We start from the raw sequence: 25,300 nt of genomic DNA on the forward strand, positions 1-25,300 counted from the left end.
ATGAACCAAGAATTCGTGATCGCCACGCGCGAGAGCCGTCTGGCGCTCTGGCAGGCGGAACATGTGCAGGCGCTGCTGCGCGCACGCGGCCTGGACGTGACGCTGCTCGGGATGACGACGCGCGGTGACCAGATCCTGGACCGGACCTTGTCCAAGGTCGGCGGCAAGGGCCTGTTCGTGAAGGAGCTGGAGACGGCGCTCGAGGACGGCCGCGCGCAGCTGGCGGTGCACTCGTTGAAGGATGTGCCGATGGAGCTGCCGCCGGGCTTCGTGCTCGCGGCGGTGCTGGAACGCGAGGACCCGCGCGACGCGCTCGTGTCGTCGACGTACGCGAACCTGGCGGCGCTGCCGCAAGGCGCGTGCGTGGGCACGTCCAGCCTGCGCCGCGTGACCCAGCTGAAGAACCTGCGCCCGGACCTGCGCATCGAGCCGCTGCGCGGCAACCTCGACACGCGGCTGCGCAAGCTCGACGAGGGCCAGTACGACGCGATCGTGCTCGCCGCCGCCGGCCTGAAGCGCCTGAACCTGGACGGCCGCATCCGCCAGTACTTCGACATCGACGAGATGATCCCGTGCGCGGGGCAGGGCGCGCTGGGCATCGAGATCCGTGCGGGTCAAGCGCCTTTGAGCGCGCATCTGGAGGCGCTGGCGCACCGGCCGACGTGGCTGGCCGCCGCGGCGGAGCGCGCGGTCTCGCGCGAACTCGGCGGCAGTTGCTCGATGCCGCTGGCCGCGCACGCGGTCTGGACGGCCGATGGCCAGTTGACGCTCTCCGTCGCCCTGGGACATCCGGTCGAGCCGGAGCGGGCGCTGCTGCGATCCGGCGCGCAGGCGGCGGTGGCGGACCTGGAGGCCGCCGAGGCCTTGGGCATCGCCGCCGCCTCCGCGCTGCGCGAGCTCGGGGCTGCCGCGTACCTGAAGGACGTCTGATGCCGGGCGCCGTCGCCCCGGTCCGTTTGATCCTGACCCGTCCGCGGGCCCAGGCCGACGACTGCGCGAGACGCATGGCCGCCTTGGGGGTGCCGACCGACTCGCTGCCCCTGATCGAGATCGAACCGGCTGATGATCCGGCGCCCATCGCGGCCGCCTGGTCGATCCTGCCGGCCATGGCGCTGGCGATGTTCGTCAGTCCCAACGCGGTGGAGCACTTCTTCGACCATCGTCCCGCCGAGGCCGCCTGGCCCGAACGGACCTGGGCGGCGACCGTCGGCCCCGGCAGCGCGCGGGCACTGGTCGAGCGCGGCGTGCCGCAGGCGCGCCTTGTCCAGCCGCCGGCGGCATCCGACAGCCTCGACTCGGAACACCTCTGGCCGGAACTGGTCCGCGTCGCGGGCTCGGACTGGTCCGGCCGCCGTGCGCTGCTGGTGCGCGGCGATGGCGGGCGGGAATGGCTGGGTGACCGGCTGCGCGATGCCGGCGCGGAGGTGGAGGCGGTCAGCGTCTACCGCCGGACCTGCCCCCGGCTCTCGGAGGCGACGGCCGCGCTGCTGCGCGCGGCGATGGCCGCGCCGGAGCGTCATGTCTGGCTCTTCAGCAGTTCGGAGGCGATCGGCCACCTGGAGGCCCTCGAAAAGGGGACGCGGGCGGACAGCGTCGAGGGGGGGCGTGGTGACCCGTCTCTCCCCGGTTGGGGGCACGTCCGGGCGCTGGCGACCCACGAACGCATCGCGGCCCGCGCACAAGCCCTCGGGGTGGGGCATGTGGTTTTGGTGCGACCGGAAGCGGAGGCCGTCGCGGCCGGGTTCCGGATGCTGTCAGGGTCCACCCTAGAATCGCCGACGTGAGCGAGACCACCACCCCCGCAGCCGACGTTTCGTCGACCCACAAGCCCGCCCGGCAATCCGGCGCCACCTTGACCCAGGCCGTCGTGGCCGGCGTCGGCCTGGTGGCCCTGCTGGCCCTCGGTCTGGCCTGGCAGAGCCAGCAGCGGCTCAAGCAGGTCGAACAGGAGCTGGTCCGGCGCCAGGACAGCAGCCAGAGCGAAGCCAACATCGCCCGCGACCAGGCGCGCCAGGCGCAGGACCTCAGCCGTGACACCGCGGCCAAGGTCGCGCTGCTGGACGCGCGTCTGTCCGAGGTCGCCGTGCAGCGCGAGCAGCTCGAGACGCTGATGCAGTCGATGAACCGCTCGCGCGACGAGAACGTCGTCGGTGACATCGAGGCCTCGCTGCGGGTCGCGATGCAGCAGAGCACCATCACCGGCAGCGCCGAACCGCTGGTGGCCGCGCTGCGGCAGGCCGACGAGCGGCTGGGCCGCTACAAGCAACCGCGCCTGGAAGGTGTGCGCCGCGCCGTGACGCGGGACCTGGAACGCATCAAGGCGGTCAGCGTCGTCGACGTGTCGACGCTGACGATCAAGCTGGACGAGGTCGTGCGCCAGGTCGACGACCTCCCGCTGCTGGCGGTCGCCCAGCCTGGGCAGGATCCCTCCGGCGCGACCGCCGCGTCGGGTGCTCCGGCCGCGCGACACCCGACCCCGTCGCCCGTCGCCGTGAAGACCGCCGCGCCGCGCAAGCCCGCCTCCGGGGCATCGGCGGGCGCTTCGCAGGCCGACGGGGACGGTGAACCTGGCTGGTGGACCCGCCTCTGGGACCAGGCCGGCGATCGCTGGACGACGCTGTCCGGCGACGTCTGGCGCGAGGCGCGCGGTCTGCTGCGCGTGACCCGCATCGACCATCCCGAGGCCGCGCTGATCGCGCCCGAGCAGTCCTTCTTCCTTCGCGAGAACCTCAAGCTGCGGCTGTTGAACGCCAGACTGGCGCTGCTGAGCCGGCAGTTCGACACCGCGCAGGCCGACCTGCGCGAGGCGCAGGCGATGCTGGACCGCTACTTCGACGCGCGCTCACGCAAGTTGACCCAGACGACGGAGTTGCTGCGTCAGGTGCAGGGCCAGTCCCGTCAGGTGAGCGTGCCGCGCCCCGACGACACGCTGGCCGCGCTGAGCGCGGTCGCGCGCTGAGGAGATCGCCATGCGCATGGTGATCTGGCTGGTGCTGCTGTTCGTCGCCGCCGTGGTGGCGGCGCTCACGCTGGGCAACAACGACGGTCTCGCCAGCTTCTACTGGCGCGGCTGGCGGATGGATCTGTCGCTCAACCTGTTCCTGCTGCTGCTGGTGGCGGGCTGCTTTGCGCTGATGACGCTGATGCAGACGCTGGACGCGCTGCTGACGCTGCCCAAGCGCGCGCGCCTGTGGCGCATGGCCCAGCGCGAGCGCAGCGCCCAGATCGCCTTGCGCGAGGCGTGGGCGGAATATTTCGGCGCCCGTTACAGCCGCGCGCAGAAGGCGGCGCAGCGCGCGCTCGCCATCCAGGCGCAGACGCCCGACCTGGCGCAGGACGGCGCCTTCATGGCCCTGGCGCACCTGGTGGCGGCACAGAGCGCGCACCGGCTGCAGGACAGACGCAACCGCGACGAGCACCTCCGTCAGGCTCTGCAGGTGGCGGCGACGACGGCCGGTGCCCGCGTGCAGGAAGAGGGCGCGAGATTGCTGGCCGCCGAATGGGCGCTCGACGATCGCGACGCGCCGCGCGCGTTGGGGCTGCTGGGGGAACTCACGCCGGGTGTCGCGCGCCGCACGCAGGCGCTGCGACTGAAGCTGCAGGGCAGCCGGCTCGCGCACGAGCCTCTCGAGGCGCTGCGTACCGCGCGCCTGCTGGCCAAGCACCAGGGCTTCTCGAAGGCGGCGGCGCAGGGGCTGCTGCGCTCGCTCGCCTGCGAGGCGCTGGACACCGCGCGCGACATCGATCAACTGCGCGGCATCTGGCAGCAACTGGACGCGTCGGATCGGCGCGATGTGTTCGTGGCCTCGCGGGCCGCGAACTGCGCGGCCGGTCTCGGGGCGCCGGAGGACGGTCGGGGCTGGCTGCGTCCGTTCTGGGAATCGATCGCCGAGCAGGGCTCGGACGAACGCCAGGCGTTGGCCGAGGCGCTGGTGTTGTGCATGCCGGGACTGGGGCCGGAGTGGCTGCAGCGGCTGGAGGGCGCCGTGCAGCGCTTCCCCCGCGACGGCATGATGGCGTTCGCGCTGGGCCACGCGCTGGCGGAACGGCAGTTGTGGGGCAAGGCGCGCCTGATGTTGGAGCAGGCCGCCGAGGACCGCGAATTGACGGTCAACGCGCGTCGCCGCAGTTGGCTGCGGCTGGCCGAGATGGCGGACCAGGACGACGACGCGGAACGCCGCGCGCGCTGTTACGAAGCCGCCGCGCGCTTGGGCTGAGGGTTCGCGTGGGACGCAGCCCGGTCGATGGAATGATTTTTCGCCGAGATACTTGCAGACCCGCAAAAACGCATGCTATAGTCGCAGTCTTTCAGCGGCTGTAGCTCAGTTGGATAGAGTACTTGGCTACGAACCAAGGGGTCGTGGGTTCGAATCCTGCCAGCCGCACCAGAAAAACTGTTGAATGTCCGGGTCACCGGAGATTCGGCAAGCAAAAGAAAAAGTAACAACAAAAACCTGGGATCGCTTCCACGACGGCGGTTCCTGATCAGTAAAAGTCGAGCGGCTGTAGCTCAGTTGGATAGAGTACTTGGCTACGAACCAAGGGGTCGTGGGTTCGAATCCTGCCAGCCGCACCAAATCGAAACGCCAGCGTTGAAAGACGCTGGCGTTTTTCTTTGTCCGACGCATTTTCGGATTTCCGCTGATTCCCCGTGAAATCCATGCGTGAGACAGATTGAATGACCGCGGGGGATTATCTTGGGCGAATATCGTCCGCACCGAATAACTCCTGCGGGAGATCGTTCTCGGTGACCGGAGGACCTGGCCGGGCTGGCGTGCGGGAGAGTTTCGGTGCCGGCATCGGCCACGCCAGTCCGTCCTGCATGAAGAAGTTGCGGCGGGCCTGCTGATGGGCATGCAAGGGCGCTTCAGCGGCGGTCAGTACCGGTGCGACGCAGGCGTCGCTTCCTTCGAACGCAGCCACCCAGTGCGCGAGCGGCTCCTGCCGGATCCGCGTGGCGACCGCCTCGCGCAACGCCGGCCAATGCGCGGGATCGTCCTGGGACGTCGCCGGGAGGCCAAGCCGCGCCATGAGTTCCTGCTGGAAGGGCGCTTCGATCGCCCCCAGCGACAGCCAGCGACCGTCCGCGCATTCGAAGCAATCGTAGAAATGCGAGCGATGCAGGAAGAGGTTGCGCGACGGATCGTCGTCCCACCGGCCGCCGGCGCGCAGCGCCTGGATGAGGGTCCCCATGTAGCCGACGCCGTCGACGATCGCCGCGTCCACGACCTGCCCCCGGCCTGACAGGCGCGACTCCCACAACGCGCACATCAGTCCGAAGAGCATCGTCAACGCGCCGCCGCCGATGTCGCCGAGCAGGGTGGCCGGTAGCGCGGGCGCCTGGCCGGGACGCGCCGCGAAGGGCATCAGGCCGCTCAGCGCGACATAGTTGATGTCATGGCCGGCACGCTGCGCCATCGGCCCTGTCTGGCCCCAACCGGTGAGCCGGGCGTAAACCAGCCTGGGGTAGGCCGCGAGCAGCGTGTCCGGGCCCAATCCGAGCCTTTCCATCACGCCCGGCCGAAAGCCTTCGATCAGCGCGTCGGCACCCGCGATGAGCTCGCGCACCCGAGCCAGACCGGCGGGTGATTTCAGATCCGCCTGCACGACGGTCTTGCCGCGATTCAGCGCCGCGCCGCCACCGAGCCGGGTTTCGCCGCCCGGGCGCTCGACGACGGTCACATCGGCGCCGAAATCGGCCAGCACGAGCCCTGCGAAGGGCGCGGGGCCGATGCCGGCGAACTCGACGATTCGCAATCCGTTCAAGGGCCCGCTCGCGCCCGGGTCCGTGGTGTCGTTCATGCCGCGCCTTCCCTGGGGATGTGGAGTCGTCACACCATAGCGTGTTGGGGCCTGATTCTCCGGACCGCTGGACGACGACACGATCAGGGCAGGCCCGGTGCGCGACACAATAGCCTCATGAGCAAGGCATTCACGAAGGAATCCGAGAGCAACGACGATGACGACGGCCCGTCGCTGCCCGCATTGCCCCAGGGCTCGCGCAACTACATGACGCCGGAGGGTTACGCCCGGCTGCGCGCCGAGTTCATGCAGCTGCTGGACGTCGAGCGCCCGAAGATCGTCGAGATCGTCTCCTGGGCCGCGAAGAACGGCGACCGCTCGGAGAACGGCGACTACCTCTACGGCAAGAAGCGGCTGCGCGAGATCGACCGCCGTCTGCGCTTCCTGACGAAGCGGCTGGACATCGCCGAGGTCGTCGACCCCAGCGCCCATCACGGCAGCGACCAGGTGTTCTTCGGCGCGACCGTGACCTACGCCAATTCGAAAGGCGAGGAGCGGACCATCACCATCAAGGGCATCGACGAGTCGGACAGCCTGGCGGGCGAGGTGAGCTGGGTGTCGCCGATCGCGCGCACGCTGCTGAAGGCGCGCGAGGGCGATGAACTGCAGCTGGTGACGCCGGTCGGCGTGGAGCCGATCGAGGTTGTCGAGGTCCGCTACCCGACGCCCGCCAAGCCCGGCGCCTGATCAGGGCTTCACGCGCCACGCGCGCATCACGGCGCTCGAGCGCTTGAGCGTGCGCAGCGCGTCGGCCAGGTGCAGCCGATCGCGCACCGCCAGCAACAGCGTCATCTCCGCCGTCTCGCGCTGCTGGGAGTCGTCGCTCATCGCGATGTGGGTGATGTCGGCCTCGGCGCTGCTGACGGCGGTCGCGATCTGCGCCAGCACGCCCTTGCCGTTGCGCATCAGCACGCCGACCTCCGCCTCGAAGCTGCGGCTCAGTTCCTCGCCCCAGCCCACGGCGATCCAGTGCTCGCTGTCGCGCTGGAACAGGCGTCTACCGACCGAGCACTCGGCCGTGTGCACCACCAGCCCCTCGCCGCGGCCGAGATAGCCCTTGATGTCGTCGCCAGGAATCGGCCGGCAGCAGGTGGCCAGCCGCACCGATGCGCCCTCGCTGCCGTCGATCAAGACCTGACCCTGCGCCGGTGCGTCATCGGTGGCGAAACGGCCCATCGTCAGCAGCACCGCGTCGGGCCGCTGGCCCTGGTCGGACAGCGTGCGCGCCAGCTTCTTCGCGACGATCGTCGCGATCTTGCGCCCCAGGCCGATCTCGACGAGGAGCTCGTCGACATGCCGGTTGCCCGCCCAGCGGGCCAGGTCCTGCCACAGCGCGGCGGCGGTCTCGTCCTCGGGCTGCAGGCTGGGCAGCGCCAGGCCTTCGGCGCGCAGCGCCTGGGCCAGCATCTTATGGCCGAGCTCGCGGGATTCCTCCTGCTCCAGGTTCTTCAGGAAGTGCCGGATCTTGGAGCGCGCCCGGCCGGTGCGCACGAAACTCAGCCAGGCCGGATTCGGCCGCGCGCCGGCGGCGGTGACCACCTCGATCACGTCCCCGCTGCGCAGCTCGGTGCGCAGCGGCACGGGCTCGCCGTTGACCTTGGCGGCGACGCAATGGTCGCCCACGTCCGAGTGGATCGCGTAGGCGAAGTCCACCGGCGTCGCGCCCTTGGGCAGCGCCATGATCTTGGACTTCGGCGTGAACACGTAGACCGCGTCCGGGAACAGGTCGATCTTGACGTGCTCCAGGAATTCGGTCGCGTCGCGGGTCTCGTCCTGGATGTCCAGCAGCGACTGCAGCCAGCGCGATCCCAGCTGCTGCGCGCCCTTGGCGTCGCCCTTGCTCTTGTACAGCCAGTGCGCGGCCACGCCCTTCTCGGCGACCATGTGCATCGCCTCGGTGCGCATCTGGAATTCCACCGGCGTGCCGAGCGGGCTGACCAGCGTCGTGTGCAGCGACTGGTAGCCGTTGGGCTTGGGGATGGCGACGTAGTCCTTGAAGCGGCCCGGCTGCGGTTTGTAGAGCTGGTGCAGCACGCCCAGCGACCAGTAGCACTGCGGCAGGTCCTGCACGATGACGCGGAAGCCGAAGATGTCGCTGACCTGCGCGAAGCTCAGGTGCTTCTCTCTCATCTTCTTGTAGATGCTGAAGAGCGTCTTCTCGCGGCCCTGGATCTCGACGCGCAGGTTGGCCTCGGCGAAGGCCTTCTGCACATCGCGCTCGATGCGCGACACCAGGTCGCGCCGGTGACCGCGCGCCTTCGTGACGGCCTTGGCCAGCGCGCCGTGGCGCCACGGGTGGATGTACTGGAACGACAGTTCCTGCAGTTCCCGGTAGATCTCGTTGAGGCCGAGCCGGTGGGCGATGGGGGCGTAGATGTCGAGCGTCTCGCGGGCGATGCGTCGTCGCTTGTCGAACGCCATGTGCTGCATCGTGCGCATGTTGTGCAGGCGGTCGGCCAGCTTGATCAGGATGACGCGGACGTCCCGCGCCATCGCCAGCAGCATCTTGCGGAAGCTCTCCGCCTGCGATTCCTCGCGGGTCGAGAACTGCAGCTTGTCCAGCTTGGTCAGGCCGTCGACCAGTTCCGCGGTCGGCGCCTCGAAGCGTTCGATCAGCTCGGTCTTGGTGACGCCGCAATCCTCCATCGCGTCGTGCATCAGCGCGGCCATGATGGCCTGCGCGTCCAGGCGCCAGTCGGCGCACAGGCCGGCGACGGCGATCGGATGGGTGATGTAGGGCTCGCCGCTGGCCCGGAACTGGCCCAGATGGGCCTCGTCCGCGAACTTGTAGGCCTCCCGGATGCGCTTGACGTCGGCCTTGGGGAGGTAGTGCAGGCGATCCACGAGCGCGTCGAACGAGGACGCCTCGGCGGCCGTGTCCGGCGTGGCCTTGGGGCCTGCCAGTCCGGTCAGACCTGGAATGTGAGCGGTTGCGAAGGAGCGGAGACCCATGCGTTGCAATTTAACCGAAGGCGACAGGGGTTTCCGGTGAGTGGGCTTGCGGGCTCGAAGCTCCTTCCCGCACGGGATTAGGGGTTTATCCCTATCAAGAAAGTGCGAAAGGCGCGGACTGAGGCCTAAAGTCCGGAGATCGCCCGCCGATAAACCGATCATGCCCTGAAAGGGCGTTGGCCCGGGACGTGTCCCGGTCCCGGCATCCGCTGGCCGAAATGTGCGGACACCTCGCGGGAGGCTCGCCATGATTGCTGCCCTGAACAACTCGACGAATGTGAACGGACCCGGTGCGAGCACCGGGCAGTCGGCCCGCGTGCGCGAAGCCGATGTCTACGACCCCTCGACCGCTTCGCAGGCCGAGGCGTCCGCCGTGGTGAGCCTGTCCCCGCAGGCGACCAGCCTGGCGGCCTCCGGCACGGCGTCGCCGGCTCAGACGCCGTCCGCTCAAACGCCGTCCGCTCAAACGGCGCCCGCTCAAGTGGCGTCGACCCAAACGGCCTCAGTTCAAGTACCGGCACCGGCGCCGGCCGCCCCCACGACCGTGACGGCGCAGAGCACCTCCTTCCAGCCGTCGAATGCCCGTGCCGCCGTGGTGTCCGAGGATGAGAAGTTCCCCGAGCCGATCAGCCTGGTGCCCAACCTGGTGTATGCCGAAGCCGATTCCGACCAGAACGGCGTGATTTCGCCGTCGGAGCGTCGGGCCTATGACGTCCTCCATCCCACGCTGGGCCAGCGCCCGGCGGACGTGCCGCCCAAGCGCGTCGTCGAAGCCGAGCTGCGCGAGTACACCTCGATCGCGAACAACCAGTTCTGAAGCCCGGGCCCATCGCCCGATTGGGGGATCCGGGACGGACTCCCCCTTCCGAGGGCCCTCCTCAGTTGGGTATGCATCGCGCGTTGCAGCGCGCACAGTCGACTCCATCGCGGCTCCCGACGAGCTGCCTGTCGTTGAAGGAGTCAGCCATGCACTTCGCCGAAATCGAGACCGGGGACTACCGCATCTATGCCGGCGCGATCGAACGTCCGCGCCAGTTCGGCTATGTGGCGGCGGTCGTCGTGGTGCGGACGGGGCACAGCGAGGCGGTGAACAAGCGCGAGGCCTTCCGTGACGAGAACCTGGCCGGCGGCTACGGCTGGGCGACGCCGGCGGAGGCGCTGCGCTTCGCCATCAATGCCGGCAAGGAAGCGGTGATGTGCCGGATCGGGATGTACGCATGAACGCGGCCGGCCCGTTCGAGGACGGCCTGTCCGACGACTGCTCCGACGACTTCTCCGACGCCCCCCTGTCCGACGACAGGCTGTTCGAAGATTTCTTGACCACGCTGCCGCGAGTGGGGGCGATTGCCGGCCCGGTCTTCGTGGCTCAAGCGGCCCATCCCGTGCTTCGTCGCGTGAGAGCCGGCCCGCGCTTGGATCGTCGCGGCGGGCCCGCTATCGTGCGGGCATGTCGACCCCGGTCCTCCCTGTCAGCCCCGTCGAGCCTCCGCACCCGGCCTGGCATGGTTTCGTCTCCTATCTGACGCCCCAGCGCGTCCTGCTGGCCCTGGCGCTGGCCACCGTCTTCGCGCTGGCGCTGCAACCGATCTTCATCACGCCGTTCCCGGTCCTGCTGGGGCGGACGATGTTCGTGGGCATGCTGGCGCTGCTGGCGTTCTCCGCGGCGGGGCAATGGCCGCGCCGTCTGCCGCGCTGGTGGGCGCGCTGGCTGTTCCAGGTCGTCGTGGTGGCGGCGGCGGTGCCGCTGGCCACGTTGGCGGTCTACATGGTCGCCGTCGGCGGCGACTTTTCCAGCTTCGTCGAGTCCGAATCCCGGATGCTCGGCTTCCTCTGGATTGCGGGTTCGGGCCTGGTGGTCGGGCCGCTGCTGGCGATGGGCGCGCTCTACCGCCAGCGGGACGCCGAAGCCCGCAACCAGGCGCTCAGCTTCGAGCTCGAACGGAGCGAGCTGGAGCGCCAGGCGCTGGACGCCCGCCTGCGGCTGCTGCAAGCGCAGGTGGAGCCGCATTTCCTGTTCAACACGCTGGCCAATGTCCGTGCGCTGGTGGAGACCGGTTCGCCGCAAGCCGCACCGGTGCTGCGGAGCCTGATCGCCTACCTGCGTGCGGCGATGCCGAGGCTGCAAGGCGATGCCACGACGCTGTCGGACGAGGTGGCGCTGGTCCGTGCCTACCTTGAGCTGATGCATCTGCGGATGCCGGACCGGCTGGACTACGTCGTCGAGCTGCCGCCGGAACTCGGCGGCCTGCGCTTTCCGCCCATGGCGCTGCTGACGCTGGTCGAGAACGCCGTGCGCCACGGCATCGATCCGAGCGAGGAGGGTGGCCGCATCGAGGTCGGCGGCGCGCTGCACGACGGGCAGGTCCGGCTGTGGGTCAGCGATTCCGGTGTCGGCATGACGCAGAGCATGGGCAGCGGCACCGGACTGCGCAACCTGCGCGAGCGGCTGACGCTGTTCTACGGCCTCGGCGCCACGCTGGCGCTCACCGAGAATCTGCCGCACGGCCTGTGCGCCGAACTGCGCTTCACGCCGCAATGACATGAGCTCCTCCACCCACTCCGCCCACGCGCCGACGGCCCTGATCGCCGATGACGAACCGCTGCTCCGCGACAGCCTGCAGCGCAGTCTCGGCTTGCTGTGGCCGGAGTTGCGCGTCGTCGCGCAGGCGCGCAACGGACGCGAGGCGGTCGAGATGTTCGAAGTCCATCGGCCCGACATCGCCTTCCTCGACGTCCACATGCCGGGCCTGAACGGGATGGAAGCGGCGCGGCAGATCGCGCGCCAGGCGCAGGTGGTGTTCGTGACCGCCTTCGAGGAATATGCGCTGCAGGCCTTCGAGCGCGGCGCGATCGACTACCTGGTCAAACCGGTCGACGAGGTTCGCCTTGCCGACACGGTCGGGCGGCTCAAGGAGCGTCTGGCCGAATCGCCCCGGCGATCGCGCGCGGAGGGGAGCCAGGCGGCGCTCGAAGCCGTCATCGACGAGCTCGCCCGGCGCATGGCCCGTCCGCCGGGCGCGCCTGCGCCGACGGCCGGCGGCCTGGCGACCGACACCGGACCGCTGCAATGGATCCGAGCCTCGGTGGGCTCGACGCTGAAGCTGATCCCGGTCGACGACATCCTGTTCCTGCGATCGGATGAGAAGTACACGCTGGTCGTCACCGCGGAGGGGGAGGCCCTCATCCGCACGCCGATCCGAGAGTTGATCGAGCGGCTCGACGCACAGCGCTTCGTGCAGGTCCATCGCTCGGTCGTCGTGAACCTGCACGCGATCAGTCACGTCACGCGTGGTCCCAATGAAACGGCGGACCTCCACCTGAAGGCCCGCCCCGAAGTGCTGCCGGTCAGCCGCAGTTACCTGCACCTGTTCCGGCAGATGTGAGACGGGCCGGCAGCGGGGACCGGCGTGGCCGGTCCCGCGGGGCTCAGCGCCCGGGTTGCGCCTGTTCCAGTGGCTGCGGCGCGGCGGGCAGCGGCACCTGCTGCGCCTTGCCCTGCACGACGACGGGTTCCAGCTGCCACATCGGGGCGGCGACGTTGACCATCTGCACGACGGCCATCACGGCCACCGCGATGATCGCGACCATCAAGGCCGTGTGCATGGCGCCGTCGGAGAAACGGTGTAGCTCGTGCTCGTCGTTGGTCGGCGGCCTGTGTCGCGCCAAGGCGCGCCAGCCGTTCCACGCTTGAGAGAGTCGGGTGTCCATGGTCTCTGCTCCTCGTCGACAACCTGGAACAAGTCTAGGTGGCGGCCCGGAGCGCTTCCAGCGAGGCCGGACGTAAAAAAGCGCGGATCAACCGCGCTTTTCCGCCATCCGTCGCATGGACGGTCTGGCGATCAACGTTGCAGCGCCTCGGTGCGGGTGTTCAGCCACGCCAGCGCCTCGCCGTCGACCAGTGGTGCCAGGCGGCGGCGCACTTCGGCGTGATACGCATTCAGCCATGCCAGTTCGTCTTCCGACAGCAAGGCCAGCGCGATGCAACGCGTGTCGATCGGGCACAGCGTCAGCGTCTCGAACGCCAGCATCTCGCCGAACTGCCCCTTTTCGGGGGTGTCGAAGGCCACGTTCAGCACCAGGTTCTCGATTCGCACCCCCCATTGGCCGGGGCGATAGAGGCCAGGTTCGATCGACGTGATCATGCCGGGCTCCATGGCCATGTTCGCATCGGGCACGGCCTTCGAGATGCTCTGCGGGCCTTCATGGACGTTCATGAAGTAGCCGACGCCGTGGCCGGTCCCGTGGCCGTAGTCCAGGCCGTAGGCCCACAGCGGGGCGCGGGCGATGGCGTCGAGCATCGGGCTCAGCGTGCCGCGGGGGAACGCGGTGCGCGACAGCGCGATCGTGCCCTTGAGTACCAGCGTGTAGTCGCGCTTGTGGTCGTCGGTGATGGTGCCGATCGGCCAGACGCGGGTGATGTCGGTCGTGCCGCCGAGGTACTGGCCGCCCGAGTCGATCAGCAGCAGGCCGTTGCCGTCGATCTGGGAGAAGGACTCCGGCACCGCGCGGTAATGCGGCATCGCGCCATTGGCGTTGAAGCCGGCGATCGTCGAGAACGACAGGCCGACGAAGCCGGGGCGTTTGGCGCGCTCCGCGGTCAGACGTTCGTCGATAGTGAGTTCGGAGATCGCCTCGCCGCGCGCCATCGCTGCTTCGAACCAGGCGTAGAACGCGCACATCGCGGCGCCGTCCTGCTCCATCGCCTGACGGATGAACTGCGCTTCGGCCGCGTTCTTGCGGCTCTTCAGCAGGGTGCTGGGGTTGATGGCTTCGATGACGGTCGCCGACGCGGGCAGCGCCTCGCGCAGGCCGAGCGTGACGCGGCGCGGATCGATCAGCACCTTGGCATCCGCGGGCAGGGCGCCCAGCGAAGCGCGGGCGTCGGCATAAGGCGCAAGGCGCACGCCGTCGGCCGAGAGACGCTGCTCGAGGGCTGCGTCGATCTTGCCGGGTTGCACGAACAGCGTCGCGCCATTCTTGTCGAGCAGCGCATGCGCCAGGAACACCGGGTTGTAGGTGACGTCCGAGCCGCGCAGGTTGAACAGCCAGGCGATGTCGTCGACGCTGGAGATCAGGTGGTGGGATGCGCCGTGCCTGGCCATGCCTTCGCGGACCTGCTGGAGCTTGTCGGCGCGGCTGACGGTGGCCTGCGGCGAGGCGTGTTCGTAGATGGGGGCGTCGGGCAGTCCGGGGCGTTCGTCCCAGGCCTGGTCGATCAGGTCGATGGCGGTGTTGATCAGCACGCCCTTGGCGCCGAGCGCGGCGCGCAGCTGCTGCGCCACCGCAAGGCCGAGCACCTGGCCGTCGACGACCAGCGTCTGGCCGCTCTGGAGCTTGTCCGCGATCCAGGTGATGTGCTGGCTGGAGGCGCCGGTGGGGATCTTGAAGAGGTTGATGCCGCTGTTGGCGAGTTCGCGTTCGGCCGAGGTCCAGTAGCGGCTGTCGGCAAAGAGTTGGGCGTCATCCAGCGTGACGACCAGCGTGCCCATCGACCCGGTGAACCCGGAGAAGACTTCGCGGGCTTGCCAGCGACGCGGCAGGTATTCGGAGAGATGCGGATCGGCCGAGGGGACGAGGATGGCGTGGGCGCCGGCGTTGCGCAGTGCGTCGCGCAATCTGGAGATGCGCAGCTTGATCTGGGAAAGGCGGGTATCCATGGCGGGCCTCGGCGGGTTGGCGAGCGGACCGTGGGTGACCGGATAGATCCCCCACTTCGAAGTCCCCGAATTGTAGAAGCGACCGTCCCGCCCCTCCAACGAGCGTGCGAGGTGTACCGGAGCGGGGCGACCAGGCCCCCTTGACGGAACTTAGGGAGGGAATTTGGCGGCCGTGGCGGCCGCCAAAGGAGGGAGATGGCGTCAAGGGGGCCTGGTCGCCCCGCGAGCGCTCGGTCCCTGAATTCAGAGCTCCGTCCGCAACGCCCACAGCTCGGGAAACAGCACGACGTCGAGCATCTTGCGCAGGTAGCTGACGCCGCCCGTCCCGCCGGTGCCTCGCTTGAAGCCGATGACGCGTTCCACGGTCGTGACGTGGCGGAACCGCCAAAGCCGGAAGGCGTCTTCGAGGTCGACGAGTTCCTCGCCCATCTGGTACAGGTCCCAATGCGCCTTCGGATCGCGGTAGACCTCGAGCCACGCGGCCTTGACGCCGTCGTCGGCGGAGCGCGGCTGCGTCCAGTCGCGATCGAGCGCGGCGGCCGGCACGTCGATGCCACGGCGCTTCAGCAGCCGCAGGACTTCGTCATACAGCGAGGGCGCTTCGTAAGCCGCCTGCACGTCGGCCAGCAGATCGGCGCGATGCGCGTGCGGCTTGAGCATCGCGGCGTTCTTGTTGCCGAGCATGAACTCGATGCGCCGATACTGCGCGCTCTGGAAGCCGCTGCTGTTGGAGAGGTAGGGCCGGATGGCCGAGTATTCCGGCGGCGTCATGGTGCTGAGCACGTCCCAGGCGTGGACGAGCTGCTCCATGATCCGCGACACCCGCGCCAGCATCTTGAAGGCTTCGGGCAACTGGTCCGAGGCCACGTGCGTCACCGCGCCGTGCAGCTCGTGCAGCATCAGCTTCATCCACAGCTCCGAGGTCTGGTGCTGGATGATGAAGAGCATCTCGTTGTGGTCGGGCGAGAGCGGGTGCTGCGCGCTCAGCACCTGATCCAGGCGCAGGTAGTCGCCGTAGCTCATGTCCTTGGAGAAATCGAGCTGCGCGCCTTCCTCGCGGACGATCGCTTCGCCGCCTTGCCCGGCGTCTCCCCCGGCGTCTGCTGAGCGCTTGTCGACGTTGTCGGGCGCCGCGCCGGACCCATGTCCCATCGGGCAACTCATGTCACTGCCGCCTTCTTGTTGAAGCGCGCCTCGCGCCATTCCTCGGTGGCCAGCACCTGGTGCAGATGCTCGACCGCATCCCACGCGTCGGCGAAGCCGATGTACAGCGGCGTGAAGCCGAAGCGCAGGATGTGCGGCACCTCGTCAAGGCGAGTCGGGTCGCCCGCGCGGAAATCGCCGATCACGCCGCGCTCGATCAGCGCCTGCACCACCGCATAGCCGGTGGTCTCGTGCAGCGGTGCTTTCAGCGCCAGGCAGACCTGGCTGCCGCGCAGCGCGGCGTCACGCGGCGAGACGACGTAGATGCCTTGCTCGCCGCAGCGTTGCTCGGCCAGACGCGCGAACAGCTCGGTCAGCGCGATCGACTTCTCGCGCAACGCAGCCATCCCGCCGAAGGGCTCTGCCGCGAGCAGCGTGTCCACGCCGCACTCCAGCGCCGCCGTCGAGAGGATCGCGGGCGTGCCGCAGATGTAGCGCTTGATGCCTGGCGCGGGCGCGTAGTTCGACGTGAACTGGAACGGCGATGCGTGACCCAGCCAGCCTGACAGCGGCTGCCAGAAACGATCCGCGTGGCGTGGATGCGCCCAGACGAAGGCGGGAGCGCCCGGACCGCCGTTGAGGTACTTGTAGCCGCAGCCGATGGCGAAGTCCGCATCCGCGCCGTTCAGGTCGACCGGGATCGCGCCCGCCGAGTGTGCGAGGTCCCACACCGTCAGCGCGCCGGCCGCGTGGGCCGCGGCGGTCACCGCCTTCATGTCGTGCTTGCGGCCGGTGCGGTAGTTGACCTCGGTGAGCATCAGCACCGCGAGCCGATCGTTCAGCAGCGAAGGAATCTCATCGACGTGGTCGACCAGGTGGAGCGTCATGCCGAACTGCTCGGCCAGGCTTTCCGCGATGTAGAGGTCGGTCGGGAAGTTGCTGCGTTCCGAGACGACGACCGTGCGGCGATGGCCGCCCGTGTCGGTCTCGTCCGCCTTGACGATGCGCAGCGCCGCGCTCAGCACCTTGTAGAGGTTGAGCGAGGTCGAATCCGCGACGATGGTCTCGCCAGGCTTTGCGCCGATCAGGCGGCCGATCTTGTCGCCGATGCGCGAGGGCAGGTCGATCCAGCCGGCGGTGTTCCAGCTCTTGATCAGGTCGCGGCCCCATTCCTCGGCGATGACCTGCTGCACGCGCGCGGCGGTCGCCTTGGGCATCGCGCCGAGCGAATTGCCGTCCAGGTAGAGCGTGCCCGCGGGCAGCGAGAACTGGTCCTTCAACGGCGCCAGCGGATCGGCGGCGTCCAGGGCCAGGCAGTCTTGTCTTGTCGTCATCAATGGTCCAGATGAATTGGGAAGAGGGGTCACAGCGACCGCAGCACCGCGCGCACCGGCGACGCGCACGCGCCGGCCAGCTTCAGCGGCAGCGCGATCAGCTCATAGTCGCCCTCGGGCACCTCGTCGAGCACGAGGTTCTCCAGCACGCGCAGATCCAGGCGCAGCAGCCGCTGATGGCTGTCCAGCGTCTTGCTGGTCGCGGGATCGACGCTCGGCGTGTCGAGTCCGATCAGTTTCACGCCGCGCGCGGCGAGCCACTCGACGGTCTCCGGCGCATAGGCGCTGAAGTCGGGATTCCAGACCGTGTCCGCGCGCTCGTTGCAGCGCACCAGCACGCGCGCCGGCAGGTCCTGCCCGGCGTGTTCCAGATGCTCGATGCGGATCAGCGGTCCGCAGCCGATCGCATGGATCACGCGGCAGGGCCCGAGGTAGGGATCGAGCGCGACCTCCGCCGCGCTCGCGACGCCGTCGGCGTAATGCAAGGGCGCATCGGCATGCGCGCCCACGTGCGGCGACATCGTGATCGCGCTCAGGTTCACCGGACAGTCCGGCGACAGGCGGGCGGTCCACTTCAACGCATAAGGCTCGTCGCCGGGAAAGATCGGCGCGTCGGGCGCCACCACCGGCGAGATGTCCCACAGCGATCGCCGAGGGGAAGGACTGGTTGACTTCATCTGCTGCTCCTGCCGGGCTTGCGGCACGACGGCGCGCACCTTAGCGCGGCGTCCTGGGCCGTGGTGTCGGTTAATTCCAACAAGGCCGGAGCGTTTGCGCAAGCCGCCCGGTCCGACGACGTCGATCGACTCAGGGTTATCTAGCGTCCCTTGATCGTTGACACTTCAACTATCAATGCCTAAAGTGATCCCATCAAGCAGTCCTCGCCCGACGCTCGCCGGGTTTCCCACCATGCGTATCACCTGCATCGGCGGCGGTCCCGCCGGCCTGTACTTCGCGCTGCTGATGAAGCGGCAGAACCCGGCGCACGACGTGACGGTGCTGGAGCGCAACCGCGCCGGCGACACCTTCGGCTGGGGCGTGGTGTTCTCGGACCAGACGCTGGCCGCGCTGCGCGAGGCCGACCCGAAGACGGCCGAGCAGATCCTGCAGTCCTTCAACCACTGGGACGACATCGCCGTCCACATCGACGGACGCACGATGGTGTCCGGCGGCCACGGCTTCTGCGGCATCGGCCGGCGCAAGCTGCTGGACATCCTGCGCGAGCGCTGCGAGGAACTGGGCGTGGTCCTGCGCTATGAGACGGATGTCGCCGACGACGCGGACATCGACGCCGACCTGATCATCGCCGCCGACGGCCTCAACAGCCGCCTGCGCCAGAAGTACGCCGCGACCTACCAGCCCGACGTCGACCTGCGGCACTGCCGCTTCGTCTGGCTCGGCACGACCAAGCTCTTCGACGCCTTCACCTTCGACTTCCAGAAGACCGAGTGGGGCTGGTTCCAGGCGCATGCCTACCGCTACGACGACACGCACTCGACCTTCATCGTCGAGACGCCGGAGTCGGTCTGGCAGGCCGCTGGCCTCGAGGGCATGAGCAAGGAAGAGGGCATCGCCTTCTGCGAAAAGCTCTTCGCCAAAGTGCTCGACGGCCATCCGCTGATCTCGAACGCGGCGCATCTGCGCGGCTCGGCGCAGTGGATCCGTTTCCCTCGCGTCGTCTGCAGGCGCTGGGTGCATCACAACGGTCGCGCGCCGGTGGTGCTGATGGGCGACGCGGCGCACACGGCGCATTTCTCGATCGGCTCGGGCACCAAGCTCGCGCTGGAGGACGCCATCGCGCTGGCGCGCGACATCGAGCGTCACGGCGGCGGCGTCGACAGCCTGCCCGCCGCGCTGGAGGAATACGAAGCCACGCGGTCGATCGACGTGCTGCGCATCCAGAACGCCGCGCGCAACTCGACGGAGTGGTTCGAGAACGTCGAGCGCCACGCGCGCCTGGCGCCGGAGCAGTTCGCGTACTCGCTGCTGACGCGCTCGCAGCGGATCTCGCACGAGAACCTGCGGCTGCGCGATGCGCGTTACGTCGGCGAGTACGAGACGTGGCTCTCGCGGCGCGCGGGCCTGGACCGCGCGGCGCCCCCGATGTTCACGCCGTTCACGCTGCGCGGCGTGAGCTTGAAGAACCGCGTCGTCGTGTCGCCGATGGCGCAGTACTCCTGCGAGGACGGCCAGCCCGGCGACTACCACCTGGCCCACCTCGGCGCCCGCGCGATGGGCGGCGCGGGGCTGGTGTTCGTCGAGATGACCTGCGTCTCGCCGGACGCGCGCATCACGCCGGGATGCCCGGGCCTGTGGAACGACGCGCAGCGCGACGGCTGGCGGCGCATCGTCGACCACGTGCATCGCAGCTCGACCGCGAAGATCGCGATGCAGCTCGGCCACGCCGGCGCGAAGGGCTCGACGCGCGTGGCCTGGGACGGCATCGATCAACCGCTGGACGAGGGCAACTGGCCGTTGATCTCGGCCTCGCCGCAGCAGTATCTGGACGGCGTCAGCCAGTGGTCGCGCGAGATGACGCGTGCGGACATGGACCGCGTCAAGGCGGACTTCGTCGCCGCGACGCGCCGGGCCGCCGAGGCCGGCTTCGACTGGCTGGAACTGCACTGCGCGCACGGCTACCTGCTGTCGAGTTTCCTGTCGCCGTTGACGAATCAGCGCGGCGATGCGTTCGGCGGCTCGCTGGAGAACCGCCTGCGCTATCCGCTCGAAGTCTTCGCCGCGATGCGCGCCGTGTGGCCGCAGGATCGGCCGATGTCGGTGCGGATCTCCGCGAACGACTGGGTGCCCGGCGGCACGACGACCGAGGACGCGGTCGCCATGGCCGAGGCCTTCAAGGCCGCGGGGGCTGATCTGATCGATGTCTCCTCGGGCCAGGTGAGCAAACAGGAGAAGCCCGTCTACGGCCGCATGTGGCAGACGCCGTTCAGCGAGAGCGTGCGCAACCGCGTCGGCATCGCGACGATCGCGGTGGGAGCGATCTCGGAGGCGGACCACGTCAACAGCATCATCGCGGCCGGCCGCGCGGACCTCTGCGCGATCGCGCGTCCGCACCTGGCCAATCCGGCATGGACGCTGACCGAGGCGGCGAGGATCGGCTACCTGTCGGGCCCGGGCCTCGACTGGCCGGCGCAGTACCTTTCCGGCAAGAGCCAGATGGAGCGCGAGTTCGAGCGCCAGCGTGCCACGGGCGGCGGGGCCGCCGCGCAGGAACAGGCCAACCGGGCGCTCGGCGTCTGAGACGGGAACCACCGACATGAGCAACAAGTACCCGCTCGAAGGCCTGCACGCCGTCGTCACCGGCGGCGGCTCCGGCATCGGCGCGGCGATCGCGCAGGCGCTGATCGTCGACGGCGCGCGCGTCACGCTGATGGGCCGGCGCATCGACAAGCTGAAGGAACAGCGCGACAGGCTGAACATCGACGGCGGCCCGTCCGTCGAGCTGCAGGTCTGCGACGTCGGCGACGAGGCCAGCGTGCGCCAGGCCTTCGCGGCGGCGGTGGCCGCGGCCGGGCCGATCGACCTCCTGGTCAACAACGCCGGCCAGGTCGAGACGGCGCCGCTCGCGAAGACCTCGCTCGACACCTGGCAGCGCCTGCTCAACGTGAACCTCACCGGCAGCTTCCTGTGCAGCCGCGAGGTGCTTCCCGCGATGACCGAGCGCCGCTTCGGCCGCATCGTCAACGTCGCGAGCACCGCGGCGCTGAAGGGTTACGCCTACGTCGCGGCCTACTGCGCGGCCAAGCACGGCGTGCTCGGCCTCACGCGCGCGCTGGCGCTGGAGACGGCGCGCAAGGGCGTGACCGTCAACGCGGTCTGCCCGGGCTATACCGAGACCGACATCGTCGCCGGCGCGATCGACACCATCGTCGCCAAGACCGGCCGCACGCCGGACGAAGCGCGCGCCGAGTTGGCCTCGGCCAATCCACAAGGGCGACTGATTGATCCGGCGGAGGTCGCCGCGTCGGTGGCGTGGCTGGCGCGCCGCGACAGCGGCTCGATCACGGGACAGGCGATCGCGGTCGCCGGCGGGGAGGTGATGTGATGCGCGATGCTGCACGAGATGCCACCCACGGTGCGACGCGCGCCGCGACGAAAGGGGCGGGTCCGGACGTCGACGACGATCCGGGCGCGGAGTTCGGCCCCGACCTGGAATCGCGCATGCACGACGGCGATCACCAGGCGCTGCGGCTCTGGCTGCGTCTGCTGGCCTGCACGACGCGCATCGAGGACCAGATCCGTCAGCGCCTGCGCAACGACTTCGGCACGACCCTGCCGCGTTTCGACCTGCTTGCGCAGCTCGAGCGCAGTCCCGATGGCCTGACGATGCGCGAGTTGTCTCAGCGCCTGATGGTCACCGGCGGCAACGTCACCGGCATCACCGACCAGCTCGAGGCCGAGGGCCACGTCGTGCGCGAGCCGCATCCGTCGGACCGGCGCAGCGTCACGGTGCGGCTGACGCCGGCCGGGCGACGCCAGTTCAAGCGCATGGCCGCGACGCACGAGGGCTGGATCGTCGAGCTGCTGGCCGGCTGGCCGCCCGAACAGAAGACGCAGGTGTACGAGCTGCTGGCGGGGCTGAAGGGCCACCTCGCGCAGCTCGACGCCGCCCGCAAATGAACCTCACCGGGCAATGACCGCCACCAGCGACTGATCGCCGCGGCGAACCCGGGAAAAACAGGAGTACCCATCGATGGACAGCCATCTCATCAGCGGCAACACGCGCAGCCTGAAGGGCTTCGAGCCCCAACACTTCGCATGGCGCCAGGAAGGCGCCGTCGGCGTCATCACGCTGAACCGCCCCGAGCGCAAGAACCCGCTGACCTTCGAGTCCTATGCCGAGCTGCGCGACCTGTTCCGCACGCTGGCCTACGTGGACGAGGTGAACGCGATCGTCGTGCAGGGCGCGGGCGGCAACTTCTGCTCCGGCGGCGACGTGCACGAGATCATCGGCCCGCTGACGAAGATGGCGATGCCGGACCTGCTGGCGTTCACGCGCATGACGGGTGACCTGGTCAAGGCGATGCGCGCCTGCCCGCAGCCGGTGGTCGCCGCGATCGACGGCGTCTGCGCCGGCGCGGGCGCGATCATGGCGATGGCCTCGGACCTGCGCGTCGGCACGGCGCGCAGCAAGACCGCCTTCCTGTTCACCCGCGTCGGCCTGGCCGGCTGCGACATGGGCGCCTGCGCGCTGCTGCCGCGCATCGTCGGTCAGGGGCGCGCGTCGGACCTGCTCTACACGGGCCGCAGCCTGGGCGGCGAAGAGGCGCACCAGTGGGGGTTCCTCAACCGCATCGCCGAGCCGGACGCGCTGGAGGCTCAGGCCGTGGCCTGGGCCGCGGAGATCGCCGCCGGTCCGAACTTCGCGCATGCGATGACCAAGCGGATGCTGCACCAGGAGTGGACGATGGGCGTCGACGAGGCCATCGAGGCCGAGGCCCAGGCGCAGGCAATCTGCATGATGACGCAGGACTTCCACCGCGCGTACCACGCGTTCGTCGCGAAGCAGCGGCCCGAGTTCAAGGGCGATTGAGGACGGCCATGAATCATCAGAAGCATCTGGACTGGCCGTTCTTCGAGGACAGGCACCGCGCGCTCGCCAGCGAGCTGGACGGTTGGTGCGCGCGCAACCTGGCGCATGGCGCGGTCGATCACGACGACGTCGACACGAGCTGCAGATCGCTGGTGAAGGCGCTCGGCGCCGGCGGCTGGCTGCGGCACGCGGTGGCGGGCGAGGGCGAGGTGATCGACACGCGCGCCATCTGCCTGCTGCGCGAGACGCTGGCGCGGTACGACGGCCTCGCGGACTTCGCGTTCGCGATGCAGGGACTGGGATCGGGCGCGATCTCGTTGATGGGCACACCGGCGCAGCGCGAGGCCTATCTGCCGCGCGTCGCGCGTGGCGAGGCGCTGGCGGCGTTCGCGCTCTCCGAGCCGGAGGCCGGATCGGACGTCGCCGCGATGCAATGCGCGGCGCGCGAGGACGGCGAGCACTACGTCATCGACGGCGAGAAGACCTGGATCTCCAACGGCGGGATCGCGGACTTCTACGTCGTGTTCGCACGCACGGGCGAAGCGCCCGGATCACGCGGCATCAGCGCGTTCATCGTCGACGCCGGCACGCCGGGCTTCGAGATCGCCGAGCGCATCGACGTGATCGCGCCGCATCCGCTGGCGCGCCTGCGCTTCACCGGCTGCCGCGTGCCGAAGACCGCCATGGTCGGCGCGCCGGGCGAGGGCTTCAAGGTGGCGATGCGCACGCTGGACGTGTTCCGCACCTCGGTCGCCGCGGCCTCGCTGGGCTTCGCGCGGCGGGCGCTCGAGGAAGGGCTGAACCAGGCCAAGGAGCGCGCCATGTTCGGCGCCACGCTGGCCGACCTGCCGCTGACGCAGGCCAAGCTGGCCGACATGGCCTGCACCGTCGACAGCAGCGCGCTGCTGGTCTACCGCGCCGCATGGGAGCGCGACCAGGGCCGCACGATCACGCGCGAGGCGGCGATGGCCAAGCTGATGGCCACCGAAGGCGCGCAGCGCGTCATCGACGCGGCGGTGCAGCTGCACGGCGGCCGCGGCGTGCGGCGCGGCGAGATCGTCGAGTCCCTGTACCGCGAGATCCGCGCGCTGCGCATCTACGAAGGGGCCAGCGAGGTCCAGCAACTGATCATCGGACGAGACCTGTTGAAGAACGGATAAGGACGCGCTCATGCACCGCACCGCCCACCAGGACACCTTTGCTCGCGACCACCTGCCGCCGCAGGACCAGTGGCCGGCGCTGGTCTTCGATTTGCCGGAGCTGCAGTTTCCGGAGCGGATGAATTGCTCGTGGGATCTGCTGGACCGCTGGGTGGCCGAAGGGCAGGGCGGTCGGACGTGCGTGATCGGCGGCGACGGTCGCGGCGGCGAGATCCGCTGGACCTACGCCGAGCTGCAGGCGCATGCCAACCGCATCGCCAACGTGCTGGTGAACGAGCTGGGCGTGGTGCCCGGCAACCGCGTGCTGCTGCGCGGCGCCAACACGCCGCAGATGGCCGCGTGCTGGTTCGCGGTGATGAAGGCCGGCGCGATCGCGGTGGCGACGATGCCGCTGCTGCGGGCCAAGGAACTGGGCCAGGTCATCGACAAGGCCCGTGTCTCGCATGCGTTGTGCGACGCGGCGCTGGCCGACGAACTGGAGACCGCGCGCGCGCAGTGTCCCGTGCTGGCGCGGGTGTGCCTGTTCCGCAGCGATGCGCCGGACGGGCTGGAAGCGCTGGTCGAGCACCAGTCGGCCAGCTTCGAGAACGTCGACACCGCCTCCGACGACTGCGCGCTGATCGCGTTCACCTCCGGCACGACGGGACAGCCCAAGGGCACGATGCACTTCCACCGCGACGTGCTCGCGATCTGCCGGTGCTGGCCGGTGCACTGCCTGCGCGCCCAGGCCGACGACGTCTTCATCGGCAGCCCGCCGCTGGCCTTCACCTTCGGCCTCGGCGGCCTCCTGCTGTTCCCGCTGAGCGTCGGCGCGACGGCGGTGCTGCTGGAGAAGGCCTCGCCCGATGCCCTGCTGCCGGCCATCGCCCGGTACCGTGCGACGGTGTGCTTCACCGCGCCGACGTCCTATCGCGCGATGGCCGCGGCGATCGCCGCGGCAGGCACCGGCGCGGTCCGGGCGCACGACCTGTCCTCGCTGCGCAAGTGCGTCAGCGCCGGCGAGGCGCTGCCCGCCGCGACGCGTCAGCTGTGGAAGGACACGACGGACATCGAGATGATCGACGGCATCGGCGCGACCGAGATGCTGCACATCTTCGTTTCGCACACCGAGGAGACGGCACGCCCCGGCGCGACCGGCAAGCCGGTGCCGGGCTATCGCGCCCGCGTCGTCGACGACGAGGGCAACGATGTGCCGCAGGGCAGCGTCGGCAAGCTCGCGGTGCAGGGCCCGACCGGCTGCCGCTACCTGGCGGACGACCGGCAGCTCAAGTACGTGCAGCGCGGCTGGAACCTCACCGGCGACGCCTACCTCATCGACGCCGACGGCTACTTCGTCTACCAGGCGCGGACCGACGACATGATCATCTCCGGTGGCTACAACATCGCCGGCCCCGAGGTCGAGTCCGCGCTGCTCGCGCATCCGGCGGTCGCCGAATGCGCGGTGGTCGGCGTGCCCGACGACGAGCGCGGCCAGGTCGTGAAGGCTTTCGTGGTGCTCAAGCCGGGCTCGCTCGGCGGGACCGACGAAGCCGCGCTGATCAAGGCCATGCAGGACTTCGTCAAGGCCACGATCGCCCCGTACAAGTACCCCCGTGCGATAGAGTTCCGCGCCAGTCTGCCCCGCACCGAAACGGGCAAGCTGCAGCGCTTCCGCCTGCGTGAGCAGTAACCGCAGTCTTCCGACCGACCGTCCCCTTTCCT

General features: G+C 69.4%; 22 protein-coding genes and 2 tRNA genes. 17 read left to right on the forward strand and 7 right to left on the reverse strand.

Annotation, left to right across the window (positions count from 1 at the left end; translation table 11 throughout):
- From hemC to AC1VNM_RS01995, 6 genes are all read left to right on the forward strand, one after another.
- The gene (gene hemC / locus AC1VNM_RS01970) at window positions 1-930 is read left to right on the forward strand and encodes a hydroxymethylbilane synthase (RefSeq protein ID WP_377156235.1); all 930 of its coding nucleotides are present in this window, start codon (window positions 1-3) and stop codon (window positions 928-930) included.
- A complete protein-coding gene (locus tag AC1VNM_RS01975; protein WP_483105686.1) occupies window positions 930-1,784 on the forward strand; it encodes a uroporphyrinogen-III synthase in 855 nt (284 codons plus the stop codon). The genes hemC and AC1VNM_RS01975 overlap by 1 nt, the downstream gene beginning before the upstream one ends.
- Window positions 1,781-2,959, forward strand: coding sequence for a uroporphyrinogen-III C-methyltransferase (locus AC1VNM_RS01980; protein WP_483105687.1), 1,179 nt, complete (start codon window positions 1,781-1,783; stop codon window positions 2,957-2,959). The genes AC1VNM_RS01975 and AC1VNM_RS01980 overlap by 4 nt, the downstream gene beginning before the upstream one ends.
- A 10-nt stretch (window positions 2,960-2,969) precedes the next feature.
- A complete protein-coding gene (locus tag AC1VNM_RS01985) occupies window positions 2,970-4,217 on the forward strand; it encodes a heme biosynthesis HemY N-terminal domain-containing protein (protein WP_431102505.1) in 1,248 nt (415 codons plus the stop codon).
- Between the two features lie 94 nt (window positions 4,218-4,311).
- A tRNA-Arg gene (locus AC1VNM_RS01990) sits at window positions 4,312-4,388 on the forward strand.
- A 111-nt stretch (window positions 4,389-4,499) separates the two neighbouring features.
- Window positions 4,500-4,576 (forward strand) — tRNA-Arg (locus AC1VNM_RS01995).
- A 116-nt stretch (window positions 4,577-4,692) separates the two neighbouring features.
- Here the strand turns inward: AC1VNM_RS01995 and AC1VNM_RS02000 are convergent.
- The gene (locus AC1VNM_RS02000; protein ID WP_483105688.1) at window positions 4,693-5,802 is read right to left on the reverse strand and encodes a CaiB/BaiF CoA transferase family protein; all 1,110 of its coding nucleotides are present in this window, start codon (window positions 5,800-5,802) and stop codon (window positions 4,693-4,695) included.
- A gap of 117 nt (window positions 5,803-5,919) precedes the next feature.
- Between AC1VNM_RS02000 and greB the strand changes: the two genes are divergently transcribed.
- Window positions 5,920-6,489, forward strand: a complete 570-nt coding sequence (gene greB, locus AC1VNM_RS02005; RefSeq protein ID WP_483105689.1) for a transcription elongation factor GreB — start codon at window positions 5,920-5,922, stop codon at window positions 6,487-6,489.
- On the opposite strand, the gene AC1VNM_RS02010 is transcribed toward greB, so the two are convergent.
- Window positions 6,490-8,754: a RelA/SpoT family protein gene (locus AC1VNM_RS02010; RefSeq protein WP_377156228.1), complete on the reverse strand. Its 2,265-nt coding sequence runs from the start codon at window positions 8,752-8,754 to the stop codon at window positions 6,490-6,492.
- A gap of 247 nt (window positions 8,755-9,001) precedes the next feature.
- Here AC1VNM_RS02010 and AC1VNM_RS02015 point away from each other — a divergent pair, with 247 nt between their 5' ends.
- The 4 genes from AC1VNM_RS02015 to AC1VNM_RS02030 all read left to right on the forward strand — a co-directional run bounded on the left by AC1VNM_RS02015 (window position 9,002) and on the right by AC1VNM_RS02030 (window position 12,137).
- A complete protein-coding gene (locus AC1VNM_RS02015) occupies window positions 9,002-9,571 on the forward strand; it encodes a hypothetical protein (protein ID WP_483105690.1) in 570 nt (189 codons plus the stop codon).
- Window positions 9,572-9,720: 149 nt separating this feature from the next.
- Entirely contained in the window at window positions 9,721-9,975 is a 255-nt protein-coding gene (locus AC1VNM_RS02020; RefSeq protein WP_377156224.1) for a hypothetical protein, read from the forward strand.
- A gap of 226 nt (window positions 9,976-10,201) precedes the next feature.
- Window positions 10,202-11,293: a sensor histidine kinase gene (locus AC1VNM_RS02025; RefSeq protein ID WP_431102510.1), complete on the forward strand. Its 1,092-nt coding sequence runs from the start codon at window positions 10,202-10,204 to the stop codon at window positions 11,291-11,293.
- A 1-nt stretch (window position 11,294) separates the two neighbouring features.
- A complete protein-coding gene (locus AC1VNM_RS02030; RefSeq protein WP_483105691.1) occupies window positions 11,295-12,137 on the forward strand; it encodes a LytR/AlgR family response regulator transcription factor in 843 nt (280 codons plus the stop codon).
- Between the two features lie 43 nt (window positions 12,138-12,180).
- On the opposite strand, the gene AC1VNM_RS02035 is transcribed toward AC1VNM_RS02030, so the two are convergent.
- The 5 genes from AC1VNM_RS02035 to kynB form a co-directional block, all read right to left on the reverse strand.
- Window positions 12,181-12,462, reverse strand: coding sequence for a hypothetical protein (locus tag AC1VNM_RS02035; RefSeq protein WP_483105692.1), 282 nt, complete (start codon window positions 12,460-12,462; stop codon window positions 12,181-12,183).
- A gap of 131 nt (window positions 12,463-12,593) precedes the next feature.
- Window positions 12,594-14,411 carry a M24 family metallopeptidase gene (locus AC1VNM_RS02040; RefSeq protein ID WP_483105693.1) on the reverse strand — a complete coding sequence of 606 codons (1,818 nt, stop codon included), beginning with the start codon at window positions 14,409-14,411 and terminating at the stop codon, window positions 12,594-12,596.
- Between the two features lie 243 nt (window positions 14,412-14,654).
- Window positions 14,655-15,563, reverse strand: a complete 909-nt coding sequence (gene kynA / locus AC1VNM_RS02045) for a tryptophan 2,3-dioxygenase (RefSeq protein WP_483105694.1) — start codon at window positions 15,561-15,563, stop codon at window positions 14,655-14,657.
- 8 nt (window positions 15,564-15,571) lie between these two features.
- Window positions 15,572-16,888, reverse strand: a complete 1,317-nt coding sequence (gene kynU / locus AC1VNM_RS02050; RefSeq protein ID WP_483105695.1) for a kynureninase — start codon at window positions 16,886-16,888, stop codon at window positions 15,572-15,574.
- A gap of 29 nt (window positions 16,889-16,917) precedes the next feature.
- The gene (kynB, locus tag AC1VNM_RS02055) at window positions 16,918-17,565 is read right to left on the reverse strand and encodes an arylformamidase (RefSeq protein WP_483105696.1); all 648 of its coding nucleotides are present in this window, start codon (window positions 17,563-17,565) and stop codon (window positions 16,918-16,920) included.
- A gap of 232 nt (window positions 17,566-17,797) precedes the next feature.
- Between kynB and AC1VNM_RS02060 the strand changes: the two genes are divergently transcribed.
- From AC1VNM_RS02060 to AC1VNM_RS02085, 6 genes are all read left to right on the forward strand, one after another.
- On the forward strand, window positions 17,798-20,146 hold the full coding sequence (locus tag AC1VNM_RS02060) for a bifunctional salicylyl-CoA 5-hydroxylase/oxidoreductase (protein WP_483105697.1): 2,349 nt from the start codon (window positions 17,798-17,800) through the stop codon (window positions 20,144-20,146).
- Between the two features lie 16 nt (window positions 20,147-20,162).
- Entirely contained in the window at window positions 20,163-20,951 is a 789-nt protein-coding gene (locus tag AC1VNM_RS02065) for an SDR family NAD(P)-dependent oxidoreductase (RefSeq protein ID WP_483105698.1), read from the forward strand.
- Entirely contained in the window at window positions 20,951-21,526 is a 576-nt protein-coding gene (locus AC1VNM_RS02070) for a MarR family winged helix-turn-helix transcriptional regulator (RefSeq protein ID WP_377156210.1), read from the forward strand. Before AC1VNM_RS02065 ends, AC1VNM_RS02070 begins: the two co-directional genes overlap by 1 nt.
- A gap of 73 nt (window positions 21,527-21,599) precedes the next feature.
- Window positions 21,600-22,439, forward strand: a complete 840-nt coding sequence (locus AC1VNM_RS02075; protein ID WP_377156208.1) for an enoyl-CoA hydratase family protein — start codon at window positions 21,600-21,602, stop codon at window positions 22,437-22,439.
- 8 nt (window positions 22,440-22,447) lie between these two features.
- Window positions 22,448-23,599, forward strand: coding sequence for an acyl-CoA dehydrogenase family protein (locus AC1VNM_RS02080; RefSeq protein WP_483105699.1), 1,152 nt, complete (start codon window positions 22,448-22,450; stop codon window positions 23,597-23,599).
- 10 nt (window positions 23,600-23,609) lie between these two features.
- Window positions 23,610-25,268 (forward strand): benzoate-CoA ligase family protein, encoded by a 1,659-nt coding sequence (locus tag AC1VNM_RS02085; RefSeq protein ID WP_483105700.1) that lies wholly within the window; start codon window positions 23,610-23,612, stop codon window positions 25,266-25,268.
- Window positions 25,269-25,300 lie beyond the last annotated feature (32 nt).

The sequence above is a fragment of the Mitsuaria sp. MSU3D genome, from assembly GCF_056867975.1.